13 protein-coding genes and 1 pseudogene are annotated in these 18,272 nt (G+C 64.4%); 8 read left to right on the top strand and 6 right to left on the bottom strand.

Annotated features, from left to right (window positions below; genetic code table 11):
* From BEMPMBAN_RS31730 to BEMPMBAN_RS31705, 6 genes are all read right to left on the bottom strand, one after another.
* On the bottom strand, window positions 1–879 hold an 879-nt coding region (locus tag BEMPMBAN_RS31730; protein WP_200846191.1), incomplete at its 3' end, for an enoyl-CoA hydratase/isomerase family protein.
* Between the two features lie 11 nt (window positions 880–890).
* A complete protein-coding gene (locus BEMPMBAN_RS31725) occupies window positions 891–2,096 on the bottom strand; it encodes an acetyl-CoA C-acetyltransferase (protein WP_159235421.1) in 1,206 nt (401 codons plus the stop codon).
* Between the two features lie 69 nt (window positions 2,097–2,165).
* The gene (locus tag BEMPMBAN_RS31720) at window positions 2,166–3,287 is read right to left on the bottom strand and encodes a CaiB/BaiF CoA transferase family protein (RefSeq protein ID WP_159235420.1); all 1,122 of its coding nucleotides are present in this window, start codon (window positions 3,285–3,287) and stop codon (window positions 2,166–2,168) included.
* The gene (locus tag BEMPMBAN_RS31715; RefSeq protein WP_159235419.1) at window positions 3,284–4,066 is read right to left on the bottom strand and encodes an enoyl-CoA hydratase/isomerase family protein; all 783 of its coding nucleotides are present in this window, start codon (window positions 4,064–4,066) and stop codon (window positions 3,284–3,286) included. Before BEMPMBAN_RS31715 ends, BEMPMBAN_RS31720 begins: the two co-directional genes overlap by 4 nt.
* 69 nt (window positions 4,067–4,135) lie before the next feature.
* Window positions 4,136–4,984 carry a mycofactocin-coupled SDR family oxidoreductase gene (locus BEMPMBAN_RS31710; protein WP_159235418.1) on the bottom strand — a complete coding sequence of 283 codons (849 nt, stop codon included), beginning with the start codon at window positions 4,982–4,984 and terminating at the stop codon, window positions 4,136–4,138.
* Window positions 4,985–5,037: 53 nt separating this feature from the next.
* Window positions 5,038–6,474 carry an aldehyde dehydrogenase family protein gene (locus tag BEMPMBAN_RS31705; RefSeq protein ID WP_159235417.1) on the bottom strand — a complete coding sequence of 479 codons (1,437 nt, stop codon included), beginning with the start codon at window positions 6,472–6,474 and terminating at the stop codon, window positions 5,038–5,040.
* A 334-nt stretch (window positions 6,475–6,808) separates the two neighbouring features.
* Here BEMPMBAN_RS31705 and BEMPMBAN_RS31700 point away from each other — a divergent pair, with 334 nt between their 5' ends.
* The 8 genes and pseudogenes from BEMPMBAN_RS31700 to BEMPMBAN_RS31665 all read left to right on the top strand — a co-directional run bounded on the left by BEMPMBAN_RS31700 (window position 6,809) and on the right by BEMPMBAN_RS31665 (window position 17,044).
* Complete coding sequence (locus BEMPMBAN_RS31700) at window positions 6,809–7,585, top strand: enoyl-CoA hydratase (RefSeq protein WP_159235416.1); 777 nt, start codon at window positions 6,809–6,811, stop codon at window positions 7,583–7,585.
* Between the two features lie 261 nt (window positions 7,586–7,846).
* The gene (locus tag BEMPMBAN_RS31695) at window positions 7,847–9,346 is read left to right on the top strand and encodes a class I adenylate-forming enzyme family protein (protein ID WP_159235415.1); all 1,500 of its coding nucleotides are present in this window, start codon (window positions 7,847–7,849) and stop codon (window positions 9,344–9,346) included.
* 24 nt (window positions 9,347–9,370) lie between these two features.
* Window positions 9,371–9,673: a hypothetical protein gene (locus tag BEMPMBAN_RS31690; RefSeq protein WP_159235414.1), complete on the top strand. Its 303-nt coding sequence runs from the start codon at window positions 9,371–9,373 to the stop codon at window positions 9,671–9,673.
* 94 nt (window positions 9,674–9,767) lie between these two features.
* Entirely contained in the window at window positions 9,768–10,535 is a 768-nt protein-coding gene (locus BEMPMBAN_RS31685) for an SDR family NAD(P)-dependent oxidoreductase (protein WP_159235413.1), read from the top strand.
* 88 nt (window positions 10,536–10,623) lie between these two features.
* Complete coding sequence (locus BEMPMBAN_RS31680; protein ID WP_159235412.1) at window positions 10,624–11,856, top strand: CaiB/BaiF CoA transferase family protein; 1,233 nt, start codon at window positions 10,624–10,626, stop codon at window positions 11,854–11,856.
* Between the two features lie 43 nt (window positions 11,857–11,899).
* Window positions 11,900–13,537, top strand: a pseudogene (locus tag BEMPMBAN_RS31675) (thiolase C-terminal domain-containing protein).
* Window positions 13,538–13,633: 96 nt separating this feature from the next.
* Window positions 13,634–14,803 carry a thiolase family protein gene (locus BEMPMBAN_RS31670; protein ID WP_159235411.1) on the top strand — a complete coding sequence of 390 codons (1,170 nt, stop codon included), beginning with the start codon at window positions 13,634–13,636 and terminating at the stop codon, window positions 14,801–14,803.
* Window positions 14,804–14,875: 72 nt separating this feature from the next.
* Entirely contained in the window at window positions 14,876–17,044 is a 2,169-nt protein-coding gene (locus BEMPMBAN_RS31665; protein ID WP_159235410.1) for an acyl-CoA dehydrogenase family protein, read from the top strand.
* Window positions 17,045–18,272 lie beyond the last annotated feature (1,228 nt).

Below are 18,272 nucleotides of genomic sequence, written 5' to 3'. Positions count from 1 at the left end.
CTGCCCGGTGACCAGCGAGGTGAAGTAGCGGCTCTCGATGCGGGTGGCGGTGTCGAAATCGACCTGCGCACCCTCGACGGCGGCGTCCAGAATCGCCCGCGGCGCCGGCATCGGCGCGCCCTTGAGCTGCTTGCGCAGCAGCGCCGGGAACGACGGCAGGATCGCCGCCAGCGCCGGATGCGACGGGGTACCCCCGGGCATCTTGTAGCCCTTCTGATCCCACGGCTGTGATGTGCCATCCGGGTGCCGGAGAACCTCAGCCTTTATCCATGCCTTCGCCGCCGGAACCAATTCCTCTGTGCTCGACACCAATTCGTCGATCAGACCGATGTCCTTGGCCTTGCCCGGCTTGAACCGGGTGCCCTGGGACAGCACCTCCATGAACGCCTTCTGGATGCCGAACATCCGCACCGTGCGGGCGACGCCACCACTACCGGGCAGCAGACCCAGCGTCACTTCCGGCAGGCCGATGACCACGCCCTTGACGTCGGCGGCGATGCGGTGATGACACGCCAGCGCGATCTCCAGGCCACCACCGAGGGCAGCACCATTGATGGCGGCGACCACCGGCACACCGAGGGTCTCCAGCCGGCGCAGATCGGCCTTGATGAACTCCACCTCGGCGAACGACTCGGCGGCGTTGTCCGGGCCGACGTTCATCATGCCCTTGAGGTCACCACCGGCGAAGAAGGTCTTCTTCGCGCTGGCGATCACCACGCCGGTGATCGAATCCTTCTCCTCCACAAGGCGTTCCACCACCTTGTGCATGGACTCCTTGTAATGCTCGTTCATCACGTTGGCTGAACCCGTCGGGTCGTCCAGCGTCAGGGTGACGATGCCGTCGGCATCCTTGTCCCACGCAATAGTGTTCTCTGCCATGGTCATATCTCCTAGACCCGCTCGATGATGGTCGCCACGCCCATGCCGCCGCCGATACAGATGGTGATCAGCGCGCGTCGCGCGCCGCGGCGCTCGAGCTCGTCGACCATGGTTCCGGTGATCATGGCGCCGGTGGCGCCCAGCGGGTGACCCATCGCGATGGCGCCACCGTTGACGTTGAGCTTCTCGTCCGGGATGTTCAGATCCTTCTGGAACTTCAACACCACCGAGGCGAACGCCTCGTTCAGCTCGAACAGGTCGATGTCATCAACCGTCAGCCCGGCACGATCGAGCACCTTACGGGTGGCAGGTGTCGGACCGGTGAGCATGATGACGGGGTCCGCACCGGAGGTGGCGGTGGCCACGATCCGGGCCCGCGGGGTCAGATTCTGAGCACTGCCGGCACTCTCACTACCGATCAGCACCAAGCCGGCGCCGTCGACGATGCCCGAGCTGTTGCCGCCGTGGTGGATGTGAGGAATGCGCTCGACCCAGTGATACTTCTGCAGCGCCACATCGTCGAATCCCGTTGAGCCCATGGCTTCGAAAGCTGGCTTCAATGTCGCCAATCCTTCGACAGTGGTGTTCGGGCGCATGTGCTCGTCGTGGTCGAGGACCACCAGGCCGTTCTGATCCTTCACCGGCACGATCGACTTGGCGAAGTAGCCACCCGACCACGCCGCCGCCGCCTTCTGCTGGCTGCGCACCGCGTAACCGTCGACGTCCTCGCGGGAGAAGCCTTCAGTGGCGGCGATCAGGTCGGCGCTGATGCCCTGTGGTACGTAAGACAGCGCGAAGTTGGTCTCCGGATCGCCGGCCCAGGCGCCGCCGGTGGAGCCCATCGGCACGCGGCTCATCGACTCGACACCACCGGCGATCACCAGGTCGTCCCAGCCGGAACGGACCTTCTGTGCGGCGGTGTTGACCGCCTCCAGGCCGGACGCGCAGTAGCGGTTGAGTTGCACCCCGCCGGTGGTCTCGGGCAGTCCGGCGACCAGTGCCGCCGTTCGGGCGATGTCGCCGCCCTGATCACCGATCGGATTGACTACGCCGAGGATCAGGTCGCTGATCATGGTCTCGTCCAGATCGGGATGGCGGCGTCGCACTTCATCGACCAGGCCGACCACCAGACTGATGGGCTTGATCTCCTTCAGCGAGCCGTTGCGCCTTCCGCGAGGGGTGCGGATGGCTTCGTAGATGAACGCTTCAGTGGTCATCGGTTGCAGTTCCTCATTCCTCGCTTGGCCGTGACGCGGCGATCGGCGCCGGCGTCGTGTGTCCTGCCATCACCACTGCACGTCGTCAAGCGTCACCGGAGCGGGCGGCAGCGGGCCGATGTGCCCCGGGGTTCTGGAGAACCGGGGGGCCGGCGCCGCCTGGACGAATCCGTTCGCGTCAACCATCGTTCCGCGCGCGCGCAGGTGTGAATCCTGGGTGGCCTCAGTCCATGTGAGTACCGGTGCCACGCAGGCGTCGCTCCCCTCGAAGATCTGGACCCATTCCGCACGCGTCTTCGAGGAGAACCGTTCGGTGAACAGTTCGTGCATTCGTCCGTGGTTCTCGCCATCCCACTGGTCGGGAAGCGAGGCGTCGGTCAGTCCGAGACCGTCGAGGAGCAACCGATAGAACTGCGGTTCTATCGGGCCGACTGCGACGTGCTGGTGGTCTGCCGTCTCATAGGTGCGGTAGAACGGCGTCCCGCCGTCGAGCAGGCTCGACTCTCTTTCATCGGAGAGACGGCCGACCGCGCGCATGGCCCAGAACGCCTGCGACAGCAGGGCCACACCGTCGACCATCGCTACGTCGAGGACCTGTCCCTTGCCGGACTTTTCCCGCTCGTAGAGGGCGGCACAAACGCCGGTGACGAGGAACATGGTTCCGCCCCCGTAGTCGGCCACCATGTTCAGCGGCGGAACCGGGGGCCGGTCTCGATGACCGATGGCGTTCAGCACCCCGCAGTGCGCCAGATAGTTGATGTCGTGGCCGGCAGTGGCCGCCAGCGGGCCGTCTTGGCCCCACCCGGTGATCCGGGCGTAGATCAACCGGGAGTTGACGACGTCGCAGTCGTCGGGACCGATGCCGAGCCGTTCGGTGGTTCCTGGCCGGAAGGGGTCGATCAGCACGTCCGCCCGGCCGATCAGGTCGAGCAGGGCATCGCGGTCCTTCTTGACGTCGAGGCAGACGATCCGCTTCCCACGAAACAAGAGTTCTCGATAGTCGAACCCTTGGTTGAGGCTGCCGGGGCGCTGAATGCGCACAACGTCGGCTCCCAGATCCGCCAGCATCATCGCGGCGACGGGGCCCGGTCCGATGCCGTCCAATTCCACGACGCGCACTCCGTGCAGCGGCCCCGGTGTGCGTGGGCGCGGTTGGTCGGTCTCTGGCGAATCCTGGGCTGCCGACGTCATCGCAATTCGTAGTTCCGGCCGGAGATCTTTGACCGATCAACCTGGGCCGAACCGATTTCGTTCCCCATCACCACGTACGACATGCCGCGGGCGAGCGCATGGGTTCGGCCGGTGTCGAGAGACTCCCAGATGGCGCGGACGGTGCCCTGGATGGCCACGGGTGGCTTCGCTGCGATGCGCTCGGCGAGTACCTGTGCGCGGCTCCATAATTCATCGCGCGGTAGTAGCTCGCTGATGAGGCTCATCTGCAGCGCCTGCGCTCCTGAGAGCCGCTCGTCCAACCCCAGCAAGGCCATCCTCAGCACGTCACCCAGCGGGATTCTGCGCGTCAAACCGATCGGCTCCAGCGCGGCCACCAGCCCGAAAGACACATGCGGGTCGAAGAACTCGACGTCTTCGGCCGCAATGATGATGTCAGCCTCGTTGAGCCAGTAGAACGCACCGCCGGCGACCATCCCGTGCACGGCGCAGATCACGGGCTTCCAGCAGCCGGCAAGTTTCGGGCAGAGCCAATGCGCCGGATCCCGACGGCTGAACGGGTTGTCGACGGTGTCGTATTCTTCGACCACATCGACACCGCTGGAGAAGGCGCGCTCGCCTGCAGCCCGGAGCACGATCACGTGCACGTCGTCGGTGATGTCCGCGTACGCCCACAGGCTCTTGAAGTCGTCGAGCATCGCCTGGTTGAACGCGTTGAGCTTGTTCGGTCGATTCAGTGTGACGGTCAGAATATGGTCGTGGAGAGTTGCCTCCACGGTGGTCAGAGTCGAAAAGTCCATGGCACCTTCTTAGTGTCTCGGCACGCGTAAAGCGGACGGAAGTGTGCTTTACGGCCTGCCTCGTCATGCTCACACGAAGCGCAACATCGCTCCGCCGTCGACGGTGAACTGGGAGCCCGTCACGTACCGGGACTCATCTGACGCCAGATAGGCGACCATGCTGGAAACGTCGGCTGTCTCGATGTAGGGAATCGGCATGCTTTGCTGCATGGGAAAGCCCACCATGGCGTCGTCAAGAGTGGGGTTCTCGAGATCCGGGCGAAACATCTTGTACATGGCCGGCTGCAGAAGCATGTCGGTCTTCACGTTCGTCGGATGGATGACGTTTGCGCGAATACTACGCGGCGCCAACTGTTTGGCGAGTTTGACGGTGTACTGGTTGATGAAACTCTTCGAAACGTTGTAGCCGTCTCCGCCGGGCCCGCCGCCCATGGCTCCGGCCACGCGGTCTGAGACAAGCGCTGCGATCGACCCGATCGTGATGATCGAGGCGCCCGCCTTCAAGTGGGGGATGGCCGAGTGCACCGCGTTGATCATGCCGACGAAGTTGACGTCGAAGGTGTCACAGAACGCTCCCACCGTCGTTTCGTCACCGAGGGCACAAATGCCGGCGTTGGCCACCACGACGTCGAGACCACCCAGTTCGCCGACCGCGTGATCGAGGTTGGACCGTACGGCGGTACGGTCGCGGACATCGACTTCGGCCGCCACCGCTCGGCGCCCGGTCTTCTCCACCTCGAGGCGAGCCTCTTCCAGATCGTGTGGGGTGGCCAACGGGTAGTTGTTGGTGTCGATGTCGTGACATATGTCGAAAAGGATGATGTCGGCCCCCTGCTCGGCAAGGGTGACTGCGTGGCTTCGGCCCTGGCCTCGGGCCGCACCGGTGATGAGAGCTACCTTGCCTTCTAATCGACTCATTGTGACAACCTTCCATCAGGCGTTGGTTCTTGGATCAGGTGGAAATGCATGTCCTAAACCCAGCCGACGACTTTGGTCTCGGTGTAGGTCTCGAGCCCCTCGACGCCGTTTTGCCGTCCGACTCCGCTGGATTTGAAGCCGCCGAACGGAGCGTCCGCCCCGTACCACATGCCGCCGTTGACCGAGAGCACCCCGGCCCGGACGCGGCGTGCTATGGACTTCGCGCGCTGCGTCGACTCGCTGTAAACTGCTCCCGCCAGGCCGTAGATGCTGTCATTGGCGATGCGGACGGCGTCATCATCGTCGTCGTACGGGATTGCCACGAGAACCGGGCCGAAGACCTCGTCTCGGGCGATGTCCATGGCTGTTGTGACGTCGGCGATCAGGGTCGGTTCGTAGAAGTACCCGCGATCGAAACCGGGCATCGGCTTCCCACCGACCACGATGCGGGCGCCCTGTTGCTCGGCGCGCCGGACGTGGTTGTCGACGCGGTCTCGCTGCACCGAATTGACCAGGGGTCCGCACAACACTTTGGGATCGTTTGGATCGCCGCGCGGGATGTTGCGCCACACGTCGGCCAACTGCTCAATTGCGGCCCCATAACGACTACGCGGCAGCAAGAGTCGTGTGAGCGATGTGCATGTCTGGCCGGCGTGGATGCATGCCGCACCTGAGGCGGGCAGGACCTTGGCAAAGTCGGCGTCGTCGCACACGATCATCGCCGATTTGCCGCCGAGTTCCAGGAACAGCCGCTTGAGCGTGGGCGCTCCCGCTGCCATGATGTCGCGCCCGACCTGCGTCGAACCCGTGAACGAAATCATGTCGACGCGGGGATCGGTGACCAGCGCGGCGCCGATTCGGCGGTCCGAAGAGGTGACGATGTTCACTACGCCGGCGGGGATGTCGGTGCATTCGGCGATGAGTCGGCCGATTCGCGTGGCGTTCCACGGTGTGTCCGGAGCGGGCTTCAACACGACGGTGTTGCCAGTCGCCAGCGCGGGTCCCAGCTTGTTGGCAGTGATCTCGAAGGGGTAGTTCCACGGGATGATGGCGCCCACGACGCCGACCGGTTCCTTGAAGACGTCGCGGTGATGCGCAACGCCTTTGATGTCGCGGTCGGGTAGGCAGCGTTCCCATTCGAAGTTGGAGATCATCTGCGCGGGCCAGCGGAACGCCTCGGCAAGCGGCCATCGCAGCTGGCCCATATAGGTCACCTTGACCGGTGTGCCGACTTCTGCGACCAGTTCCGCCCGCAGCTGGTCCTCCTCGCTGGCAATCGCGTCGTGCAGCTGAAGGAGGCAACGCGCACGGAATTCGTGGTCGGTAGCCCAGGTCGTCTCGTCGAAGGCCCGACGCGCCGCTGCGATGGCAGCATCGAGATCGCCAGTACCTGCATCCGCCGTCGTTCCTAGTACTGATTCGGTTGCAGGGTTGATGTTTTCGTAACGTGCACCCGACAACGCCTCGGTCAGTCCGCCGTCGATCAGCATGCGCGGCTCGGGATCGAACGGGACTCCAGCTGAGCTGTTGATAGCGATGGTCCCTCTCGCGCGGTGACTTTTACGGTATCGGCCGCCCGCATCCGCGTGGGGCGGGCCTTTGGCTGCACTGTATCGGCCCGACGCTAATTCATCAACTATTTATCGGTTTAAGGGTATAGTCTCGACGACGGCGTGGGGCCACGGGCCGGCCGACGCGGCGGGTCGTCCTCTGACGTTGCCGCCATTGCTGATTGAGAAGAATGGAGTACACGGACAACGATGATTCGACGCTTCCCCTCACAGATGTCGAGAAAGCCCACAGAGCACGGGCAGGCGATGAACCGTGAATGAGCTCGTCAACGTCACGGTGGGCGACGGGATAGCGGTGCTCACGCTCAACGATCCGAAACGACGCAACGCGGTATCGGTGGAGATGTCGGTCGAGCTCCGAAGCGCGGTGACGGCCATGGAGGCCGACACCGACGTCCACGCGGTGGTCGTCACCGGTGCCGGTAGGGCTTTCTGCGCGGGCGCGAATCTGACGGCATTGGGCACCGCCACCGAGGAAGGACTCAAGGCGCTGTACGACGGCTTCCTGGCCGTCGCAGAGTGCAGTTTGCCGACGATTGCGGCCGTCAACGGCCCCGCCGTCGGCGCCGGGCTGAACCTCGCCCTTGCCGCGGACGTCCGGATCGCCGGCCGCGATGCGGTCTTCGAGCCTGGCTTCCAACGACTCGGCATCCATCCCGGGGGTGGTGCAACGTACATGCTGCAGCGGGCGGTGGGTGTGCAGGCGGCTCGGGCGGCGTTGTTGTTCGGGATGCGTTTCGATGCAGACGAGGCGGTCAGGTCGGGGCTTGCGTTGCGCACCGCGGAGGATTCCGTCGCTTCGGCACTCGAGTTGGCAGGCGCGGCAGTGCGTGCCCCCCGGGCACTGGTGATGACCACGAAGGCGTCGATGCGCGCAACGGCGAACCCGGGTTTCGAGGACATAGCCCAGCATCACGCAGCCGTGGCTGTCGAGCTTCCACCCCAGGCGGACTCCATTCGGTCGCCCGAATTCGCCAGGCGGCTCGCTGAAGCACAGGGGGCCGGGCGACCATCGTCCCAGCAGTCGTAAGGACGAGGCCCGCATTGCCCCAACCTGTGACTGGCCCGCCGAGAATGCGCGCTGAGGACCGGACCAACGGCGGCCCCACTTTTAAAGAGACAAATAGTTGTATATATTGCGAAGGCTGGCGGCCGAGTCCAGGGCAGTTTCTCAGCGCCGACCGAAGTGGGCTCACCGTGCTGGCGACGGATGCTCCGTGTGCGTTGCGCGGGCCCTACGTCAGGGCGAGGGTCCATTGCAGTGGTGGCAAGAATAAGGAGCAGCGCGATAGTGAGTGTTTCGTTACTGCTTGAGATGGCAGTCTCGGCGGATCCCGATCGAGTGGCGGTGGTCGACGCCGAGGACCGGTTCACGTGCACTCAACTGCGCGCGCTATCCGACGGCGGGGCGAGTGTCATCGATCAGTCCGGCGCCCGCAGTGTCGTGTATCTCGGCGTCGGGGGCGCGATGCTACCTCTGCTGATCTTCGCTGCAGCACGAGCGAGGCGGCCGCTGACTCCGCTGAATTATCGGCTGAGCGAGAAAAGCCTGTCGGAGTTGATCTCTCGTCTGCCGGACCCGCTGATCGTCGTTGACTCTGAATATCTGTCGAGGGTGTCGCCCGGTCGCAATGTCATGACCTCCGCAGACTTTCTGGCTTCGTGTAGCTACGCCGATCCGATGCATGACGTCGCCGATGCAGGCGATGTGGCGATAGTGCTGTTCACATCCGGGACCACGTCGCGCCCGAAGGCCGTCGAACTGACTCATTCCAATCTGACTTCGTACGTGATCGGTACCGTTGAGTTCGCCTCCGCCGACCACTCTGAGGCTGCCCTCGTCTGCGTCCCGCCCTATCACATTGCGGGTGTGGGGGCCGCAATGTCGAATGTGTACGCGGGTCGCAAGATCGTGTACTTGCCGCGGTTCGATCCTCGAGAATGGCTTCGCCTGGTCGAGGCGGAAGCGGTCACGGCGGCCACGGTCGTTCCGACGATGCTCGATCGGATCGTGTCGGTCCTGGAAACTGAGCCACAGGATCTTTCGAGCCTGCGCACACTGGCCTACGGGGGCTCCAAGGTATCGCTTCCGTTGCTGCGAAATGCACTCGATCTCATGCCCGACGTCGGCTTCGTGAACGCCTACGGGTTGACGGAGACGAGTTCGACAGTTTCGGTCCTGACTCCTGAAGATCATCGGATCGCGTCCTCATCGGCCGACGCAGAGGTCAGTCGACGACTTGCCTCCGTCGGCCGGCCCGTACCAGGTGTCGAGGTCCAGGTACGCGCCGGCGACGGTTCGGTTCTGGCACCTGGAGAGACCGGTGAGTTGTTCGTTCGGGGACCACAGGTGTCGGGCCACTATCAGGAGATCGGCTCGGTTCTCGACGAGGACGGTTGGTTTCCGACCAAAGACGTCGCGATGCGCGACGATGCTGGCTACCTGTTCCTGGGCGGCCGCTCCGACGACACCATTATTCGAGGTGGCGAGAACATCGCGCCCTCGGAGATCGAAGACGTCCTGGTAGAGCATCCGTTGGTGCACGAGGTGGTCGTGGTGGGTGTCGAAGATCGGGAGTGGGGTCAGATCATCGTCGCGGTGGTCGTGCCGGAGCCGGGCGCCGATCCGGCGGTGGACGACCTCATCACCTGGGCGCGGACCGCGTTGAGGGGATCCCGCACGCCGGACCGAATAGTGTTCCGCGATCAGCTACCTGTCACCAGCACGGGCAAGGTTCTGCGACGTCTCATTGTCGAGGAACTGGAGGCTGCCCCCTCCGTGAAACGCTGACCACCGATGAAGCAAGGAGCAGTAGTGATCAAGAACGGGATGCGACTCAAGAGCCAAGTGTGTGAAACGCAGGTCATCGTCGTGAAAGCCGGTGCAGCGCTGGCGGACCTGCGGTGTGGCGGCCAGCCGATGGTGCATCTCGATCAGGAGAGCTCGATTGCCGGCGCACCCGACCCGTCGCTCGCACAGGGGTCAGTCATGGGCAAGAGATACGTCGACGAGGCGGGTGCCGAGGTCCTGGTCACTAAAGCCGGTGCGGGGACATTGAGCGTCGGAACCACGCCGCTGGACTTGAAGGAAGCCAAACCGCTGCCGGCGAGTGACTGACCTGATGGGGCGCAGTGCCGCCGAGCGCAATTGAACGGATAAGTCGCGTGGTCTCGACGTCTGACCGGACACGCTGAGTTGAAGGAAGGTCCCTATGGATATCAGTGATGCATCAGTGTTGGTTACCGGTGGTGCCGGCGGGTTCGGCGAAGCCACCGTCCGGCAGCTCGTGGCGAGGGGTGCTCACGCTGTCGTCGCCGACCTCAATCAGGACCGTGGCAAGAAGCTGGCCGAGGCCTTGGGGGATCGCGCGCGCTTCGTCAGCACCGACGTCACCGACGCAGATTCGGTCGATGTCGCCATTGCGGCGGCGACGGAGATGGCACCCTTGCGAGCCGCCGTGGTTGTTCACGGCGGACCGGTCGCTGGGGCTCGCATGGTCAACCGTAAACACGAGGCCTATTCGGTGGAGACGTTCCGCCGCACGGTCGAGGTCTTTCTGGTGGGTACCTTCTGCGTCGCAAGTCGTGCCGCCGCACAGATGAGCAGGAACGACCCGCTGGAGTCTGGTCAACGTGGCGTGGTCGTCACGACGGCCAGCATCGCGGGATTCGAGGGTCAGGTCGGCCAGACCGACTACTCGGCGGCAAAAGGTGGTGTCATCGCCATGACGTTGACGGCCGCGCGGGATCTGGCGCCGGTCGGGGTTCGCGTCATGTGCATCGCACCCGGAACGTTCTACACACCCGCATACGGCATGGCCGAAGCCGAAGCCGAAGCCAGGTTCGGTCAGGGCGTGCCGAATCCCAAGCGCATGGGGCGGGCGGCTGAATACGCCTCGCTGGCGTCGCAGATCGTGGAAAACGACTATTTGAACGGCGAAGTCATCCGCATCGACGGCGCCAACCGTTTCAATATCTGAATCTGCCAAAACCGCCCAAGCGGAGTCCAGCTCGGCAGCGGAAACGCACGACACGTCATTGAAGACGTGAGAAGGAGGTCGCGGTCCGATGACTCTTCCGATGGAGGGCATCCGGGTACTGGAGGTCGCACAGTTCACCTTCGTGCCCGCGGCAGGAGCGGTGCTCGCCGACTGGGGCGCCGAAGTGATCAAGGTGGAGCACGCCGAACGTGGCGACGCGCAACGCGGCCTGGTGAAGGTGCTTGGGCTCGATGCGGTCAGCAAGGATTCCAGCTTCGCGCCGATCATGGAGGGCCCCAATCGGGGTAAGCGCAGCATCGGCCTGGCGTTGGGTACGCCCGAAGCCACCGAGGTCCTGCACGAACTCATCCGGCGAAGCGACGTCTTCTTGACCAACTATCTGCCCGGCGCGCGGCGCAAGATGGGAATCGATGTCGATGCCGTGCGCGCCGTCAATCCCAACATCGTCTACACCCTTGGTGCCGGATTTGCCTATCAGGGTCCTGAGGCGGACAAGGGCGGTTATGACGCCACGGCCTTTTGGGCTCGGGGTGGAAGCGGTGACGGTGCCACGCCGCCGGGGGCGGATGCGTTTCCGGGGATGCCGGCCGGTGCGTACGGCGACAACATCGGTGGGATGACGATCGCGGCGGGTGTCTCGGCCGCGCTCTTCACCCGCGAGCGGACGGGGAACGCGCCCGTCGTCGACGTATCGCTGCTCGGTGTGGGCGCGTGGACGACGCAATACTCCGTGAATCTGGCGTTGATGGCAGGTGGCCCGCTGCCAAAGGTTGCTCCGAGTAGCGTTGGCGCACCGACGAATCCACTCATCGGGGGCTACCGGACCTCGGACGGGCGTTGGCTGATGTTGTCGATGCTGCAGCCGGGGCGGTATTGGCCGGAATTCTGTGCCGCCGCCGGTCGCCCGGAGCTCGCCACCGACGAGCGGTTCGACTCCGCGGAGAAGTTGATGGCCAATGCCGCCGTGGCGGGATCGTTGGTGCGCGAGATCGTGGCCTCGCGGACCAAGGACGCGTGGGTGACCGCTCTTGAGGGCATCGAGGGTCAGTGGTCGGTGGTGCAGGATGCCTGGGAAGTCGGCCATGATGTGTCGCTGCGTGCGGTGGGGCAGATTGCAACGGTGGTCGACGCCGAGGGTGTCGAGCGCGAATTGGTGGCCAATCCTGTGCAGTTCGATCGCTGCCCACCTCATCTGAACCGGGCCCCGCTGTTCGCCGAGCACACCGACGAGATCGTCACCGAACTCGGCTACGACGAGGATCAACTGCTGGCGCTGAAGGTCGCCGGTGCCATCACCTAGTCCTTCGCCGCAATCCGGTACATCCAAGTTCTCGGACGAGCCTGTGGTCCGGGTGGCACCGCAGCCGACGCTGGCGAGCCAGGAATTCTGGGCGTCCGGGGCCGACGGGCGTCTGCGGATCGCGACGTGCGCGTCCTGCCTGGCCCGGGTCCATCCGCCGCAACCGATCTGCCCGCAATGCCGGGCACGTGGTCTGGAGATGGCCGAGGTTTCGGGTAGGGCCACCGTCGTGGCGTTCACCATCAACGAACAGGTGTGGTCGCCGGCGTTTCCCCCGCCCTACGTCGTCGCGGTCGTCGAACTTGCCGACGCACCGGGGGTCCGGCTCACGACCAACATCGTTGGCTGCGATCCGTCGGGCGTCTATATCGGGATGCCGGTGAGCGTGGTCTTCGAGCAGGTCGAGGACGTGTGGCTGCCGCTGTTCGAACCCGCTTCGACAGCAGACGACCCGGTGACGATGCCGGATCCAGGCGACGTAGGCGCAGGGTTACGGATGCCGGTGAGCGCTCGCAAGTACGAGGACGCGGTCGCGATCACCGGTGTCGGCAAGTCGCGTGTCGGACGCCGGCTGATGGTCGACCCCCTGTCCCTGACCGTTGACGCGGCGCTCGAGGCGGTGTCGGACGCGGGCTTGACGCTCTCGGAAATCGACGGCTTGTCGACCTATCCGGGTGGCTGGATGCCGGGCATGTCCGAGGGCGGCGCAAGCGCCCTCGAGGAGGCGCTACGCATTCATCCGGTCTGGGTCAACGGCGCCTCGGAGACACCCGGCCAGTTCGGGTCCGTCACTGCGGCAATGCTTGCAGTCGCATCCGGCCTGTGTCGCCACGTCTTGTGCTTCCGAACGGTGTGGGAGTCCTCGTACGCCGCGATGGTGCGGTCGGGGCAGTGGCCCGTGGCACCGGGCCGGGCTTCTGGCATGGTTGAGTATCTGGTGCCGTTCGGAGCCTATTCGCCGGCCAACTGGATCGCCTGTCAGGCGTCCCACTACATGCATCGTTATGGAGCCACCCGCGATGTGCTGGGTTGGATTGCCGTCGTCGCACGGCAGGGAGCGGCCCGCAATCCCGATGCGGTCTAACGTGATCCACTCTCGATCGAGGAGTATCGGGCAGCGCGCATGGTCTCCACGCCTCTCGGACTGTATGACTGTGACGTCCCCGTCGACGGGGCAGTGGCCGTCGTCGTATCGGCTGCCGAAACGGTCCGCGACCGACCACGTGCGCCCGTGTTCGTCGAAGCGTGTGGCACTCAGATCCTTGAGCGACTGTCCTGGGACCAGGGCACGCTGACGCATCTGCCACAATCGCTCGGTCCCGCAGCGCATCTATGGACACGGACGACGCTGAGCCCGGCGGACGTCGATGTCGCCCTGCTCTACGACGGATTCACCTTCAATGCCTTGTCCTGGCTGGAGTCTTTGGGCTTTTGCGGCTTTGGCGAAGCGACCGATTTCATCGATGAGGGCCGTGGCATTGCGCTTGGCGGAGCGCTGCCGCTGAACCCACATGGCGGACAACTGTCCGCAGGACGGCTTCACGGTTTCGGGCTGTTGCACGAAGCTGTGCAGCAGCTTCGCGGCACCGCTGACGGGCGCCAAGTTGATGGTGCCAAGGTAGCCGTCGTGACCAACGGGGGAGGCGTTCCCTCGGGCGCCATGCTGTTGCGTACCGACTGACGCTCCGAGAAGTTTTACTATCAAGTTATTCCTTTGTATATTTATCTATCTAGACACCCGCTGTGCAGACGCACAGAGACTCACCGGAAGGCAACAGTGACCGAAGCCATGATCGTGAGCGCGGTGCGCACCCCGATCGCCACCGCGTACAAGGGAACGTTGCGAGATACGCCGGCCGAGACGCTCGCGACCCACATCGTCAGCGAGTCCGTCCGGCGGTCCGGGTTGCGGGCCGACCGCTTTGACGACGTCATCCTCGCCGAATCACTCTACGGAGGCGGCGACCTCGCCCGATACGCTGCGGTCGCATCAGGAATGACCACTGTAAGCGGTCAAGCCGTGAACCGGCACTGCGCAGGCAGCCTCGCTGCGGTGGGTAACGCCGCAGCCTCTATCAGGGCTGACATGGATGCGGCCGTGATCGCCGGCGGAGCGCAGTCGACGACGCTGAGCCCGACCCTGAGCTGGAAGGCGATAGGCAGCGACTGGTCAGTTGAAAGACTGCCCCCAACCTTTCCTCACACCGCGGAAGCGACCGACGACGTCTCGCTCATCGTGGGTTGGAGTACCGCGCTCCGATACGACGTGTCCCGGGAGGACATGGACGCGTGGGCGCTGCGCTCGCACGCCAGGGCAGTCGCGGCCATCGATGCGGGTGTGTTCGCCGACGAGATCGTTCCATTGAAAGTTACCCAGCCGGACGGATCGGTGCACGACTTCGCCGTGGACGAGCACCCCAGGCGCGATTCGTCGATGGATCGTCTGAGTGGTTTGAAGCCATTGCATCCGGAGATTCCGGGGTTCTCCATCACTGCGGGAAACTCGAGTGGATTGAACGACGCTGCAGCGGCGCTCGCGCTCGTATCGGATGGGCTGGCACGGTCGGAATCACTCAATATCCTTGGGCGGGTGCGCGCCTGGGCCGCCGTCGGCGTCGATCCGCGCTATTGCGGCCAGGGTGCGATCGATTCGATTCGCAAAGTCCTCAGTCGGGCGAATCTGTCGGTGTCTGACGTCCATCTGTGGGAGATCAACGAAGCGTTCGCATCCGTACCCATCGCCGCATGTCGCGAGTTGGACATCGACGACTCCACCGTTAACGCCTTCGGCAGCGGTTGCAGTCTCGGCCACCCCATCGCCGCCAGCGGAGCGAGGATGCTGGCGACACTGACGTTCGCGCTGCGCCGTCGTGGCGGGGGGATCGGCGTGGCTGCGATGTGCGCGGGCGGGGGCCAGGGCGGCGCCATGGTCATAGAGGTTTCCTGACAGCGTCTTTCGCGAGACCTCGGGGCAATCTCGCCCGATTCTTCAGGCGTATCACCGCAAGGGGCACAGAAAATGAACAAGTCGGCGCTTGCCATCACTGACGATCACGCATACCTGGCTGACTCCGCCATCGGGCACCTCCAGCGGCTGNACAGCCGGGCATCCGCGCGTGCGACGCTCGACGGGGGTACGGCCCACCCGGGCGACATCTGGTCGGGCAACGCCGCTCTCGGATGGAACGGATTGGCGCTCGACGAAGCGTACGGGGGCTCCGGGTTCGGACTGGCCGAACTGGCGGTCGTACTGGAGTCGCAGGCGCGGCAGTTGTGCCCGGGACCCTTCCTGCCGACTGTGGCCACCGCAGTGCTGATCGACCGATACGCCCCCGGGTCGCTCCGTGAACAGCTGGTACCCGGACTGGCCGACGGGAGCTCTGTTGGTGCACTGGGTTTGACGGGCGCGGCCACTGTGGACGGCCACACCATCTCGGCGGGCGAGTTCTCGGCCGTGCTGGGGGCTCCGGACGCCGACGTGATGGTCTTGGTAGTCGGAGATGATCTGATAGTCGTCGATCCGCGCGCGGACGGCGTGACGGTGAAGCGCTCTACTGCACTGGACACCACGCGAAGCCTGGGTTCGGTGACGTTGCGAGATGTGCCCTTGGCAGCCCATGATGTGCTGACGGGTGCCGCCGTTCACGCGCGCACTGTGTTCCGGATTCTGGCTGCTGCTGAGGCGGTGGGAGTCAGCTGGGCGACCCTCGAGATGGCGGTCGAATATGCGAAGGTCCGCGAGCAGTTCGGCCGCACGATTGGGACCTTTCAAGCCGTCAAGCATCATGCCGCCAACATGCTGATGAACGCCGAGCAGGTGACGGCCGCCGTGTGGGATGCCGCTCGTACCAGCGAGCTTGCCGATTCCTCGTTCGCGTCTGCGGTGGCTGCTGCGAACGCGATTCGCGGGCAGATAGCGAACGCCCAGACCAACTTGCAGCTGCATGGCGGCATCGGATACACGTGGGAACACGATGCGCACCTCTATCTGCGGAGGGCGCGCACGCTGGCCACGCTTCTCTCCGACGCGGGCGACCCGCTGCTGGATGTGGTGGACGCCGTTCGCCGCGGCGAAGCCCACGGTGCCTCGTTCGCACTGCCACCGGAGGCTGACAAGTACCGTCAGCAAGCCCGCGAGGTGGCGGACAAGGTCAAGGCGGCACCTGCGGCGAAGCAGCGCGAGATCCTCGCTGAAACCGGCTATTTGGTTCCGCACTGGCCCGAGCCGTGGGGTCGCGCCGCTGGCGTGCTCGAACAGCTGGTCATCGACGAGGAGTTCGACGGGATGACCCGCTGGGACCTCAGCATCAGCGGTTGGGTGATGCTCACGATTGCTCAGGCCGGCAGCGAAGAACAGGCACAGCGGTGGGTTGGCCCCGTCCTGCGCGGTGAAGCGCAATGGTGCCAGCTCTTTTCAGAGCCGGGTGCCGGTTCCGACGCTGCAGCTGTGCGTACCGCGGGCCAGAAGGTTGAGGGCGGCTGGCGTGTCACCGGTCAGAAAGTATGGACCAGCTTGGCTCAACACTGCCAGTGGGGCCTGGCCACTGTCCGTACCGACCCGGAGGCCGCCAAGCATGCGGGCGTGACCATGATGGCGATCGATATGGCGGCAGCGGGTGTCAGTATCAATCCGCTGCGTGACCTTACGGGCGGCAATCACTTCAACGAGGTATTCCTCGACGACGTATTCGTGCCCGACGCCCACGTTGTCGGTGAGGTCAATGGCGGATGGCGCGTGGCGCGCGCGACGCTGGGTAACGAACGTATCTCCATCGGCGGCGGAGCGGGGCATTCGGGCGGGCCTACTGTCGGCGAGCTCGTCGAACTACTCGACAGTGGATCTGCAGCAACGGCTTCACGCTATGCGTCGCAGTGCGGTGAGGTCATCGCCGAGGTGCACACAACCCGGCTCCTCAACCTACGTCAGGTGTCGCGGGCGATGGCCGGTGCCGAACCGGGACCAGAGGGCAATGTGACCAAACTGCTGGGAGCCGAACTGCAGCAGCGAATATCGCAGCTCGCAATGGACCTGGCAGGGACAGCCGCCGTGACGGGCGAGCGAGAGGATCTTTGCCAGTCGTATCTCGGTGACCGCGCGTCCACCATCGCCGGGGGAACATCGGAGATCAGCCGGAACACGATCGCTGAACGCATACTTGGGCTCCCTCGCGATCCGTTGATGAGGTAGGCCCCGCCTACCCGGCGGTCTGCGGTCCATATCGCTGATAGGTTGCCTGTGCGGGTGCAGTACCGAAACGCTTACAGTGTCTTGCTGATTGGACCCACCGAGGAGCACACCGAGCCCTGTGGGGCGGTGCTGCCGCACCCCCGCCCGGTGACCTCGTAGGTGATACCTGGGCGGTACACCTGGTAAACCTGCGCTCCGGCCGGGCCGTACCCTTCGGCGCACTGCGGGCGGTAATCGCCGGCCAAGGGCTTCAGGCATACCGTTGATTGATTCGGAGTGATAGACCCGGAGCAGGGGAAGGGCGCGATGGTGGCGGTTGCCATACGCGCCGCACCGACCTGCACCACTTGTGGTTCGGACAGCGTGTAGACGCACGCTGGCACACCTGGGGTGGGCGAGGGATCTGCCGAAGCCGGCGCAGAGATGCCGATCGTCGCACCAACCAGTAAGAGGGCCGCAGACATCGTCTTAGTCGCCATGGCCGCATCCTAGCGGGCTTAGCGGCTGCTGTGCGGCGGACTCGAAGATTGTCATCGTCTGTACGACATCTACCGCCGTCAGAAGCCCGGTAGGTCCGCGAATTCACGTATCTGCCAGGAAGATCCCCGGAAACACCGTAGGCAGTCGCGGCAACCACTATCAAGCCATTAAAGAGGCAAACAGTAAAACAATTATCGTTTGCCTTAAAGCGCGATTGGCGCCGTGGAGATAGTGCGGTGCGCACAATGTCTGGGAGCTCTCGCCGGGGAAATGGAGAGTGCTGCCAATGCGGATGACCGACGGGATCGCCGCCAGTGTCGCGGGTCGTCGCGCCGTGCGTCGGCACGTTGGTGGAGACCATCGGTTGCGCCTCAGGCACGCTCCCAGGAAGCCATATCGCCTGGCTGTGACCCTCCTGACCTAGGTGGACGGTGTGACGTCCCGGCGCTCCGCGGGAAGTGGGCGCGCTAACGGAGTCGCGCGGGCGGTGAGTCGCGCACTCGCCTGAGACGACTGTGAAGCGCGACGACTGAACGTGTTGAGCGCGCAATTCGGCAGTTCCATATTCAACATATGGCGTCGAATTTGATCGACAATGCACGGTAGCAGAATGGCAAGTCGCCGTCCCTAATAATAACCGCGCCCATTTCTCCAGAAAAATCAACGCTGATAATCCAGCAAACTATTGATATTTCGATGTATGCCCTATCGGTGGCCCAGGGGCCACGGCGGTGGTAGCGGGCGAGGG

It is taken from the genome of Mycolicibacterium austroafricanum (assembly GCF_902705885.1).
In the GTDB taxonomy this organism is placed as follows: Bacteria; Actinomycetota; Actinomycetes; order Mycobacteriales; family Mycobacteriaceae; genus Mycobacterium; species Mycobacterium vanbaalenii_A.
Note: the sequence above shows the minus strand (reverse complement) of the source record. Positions and strands in the feature narration are given on the sequence as shown.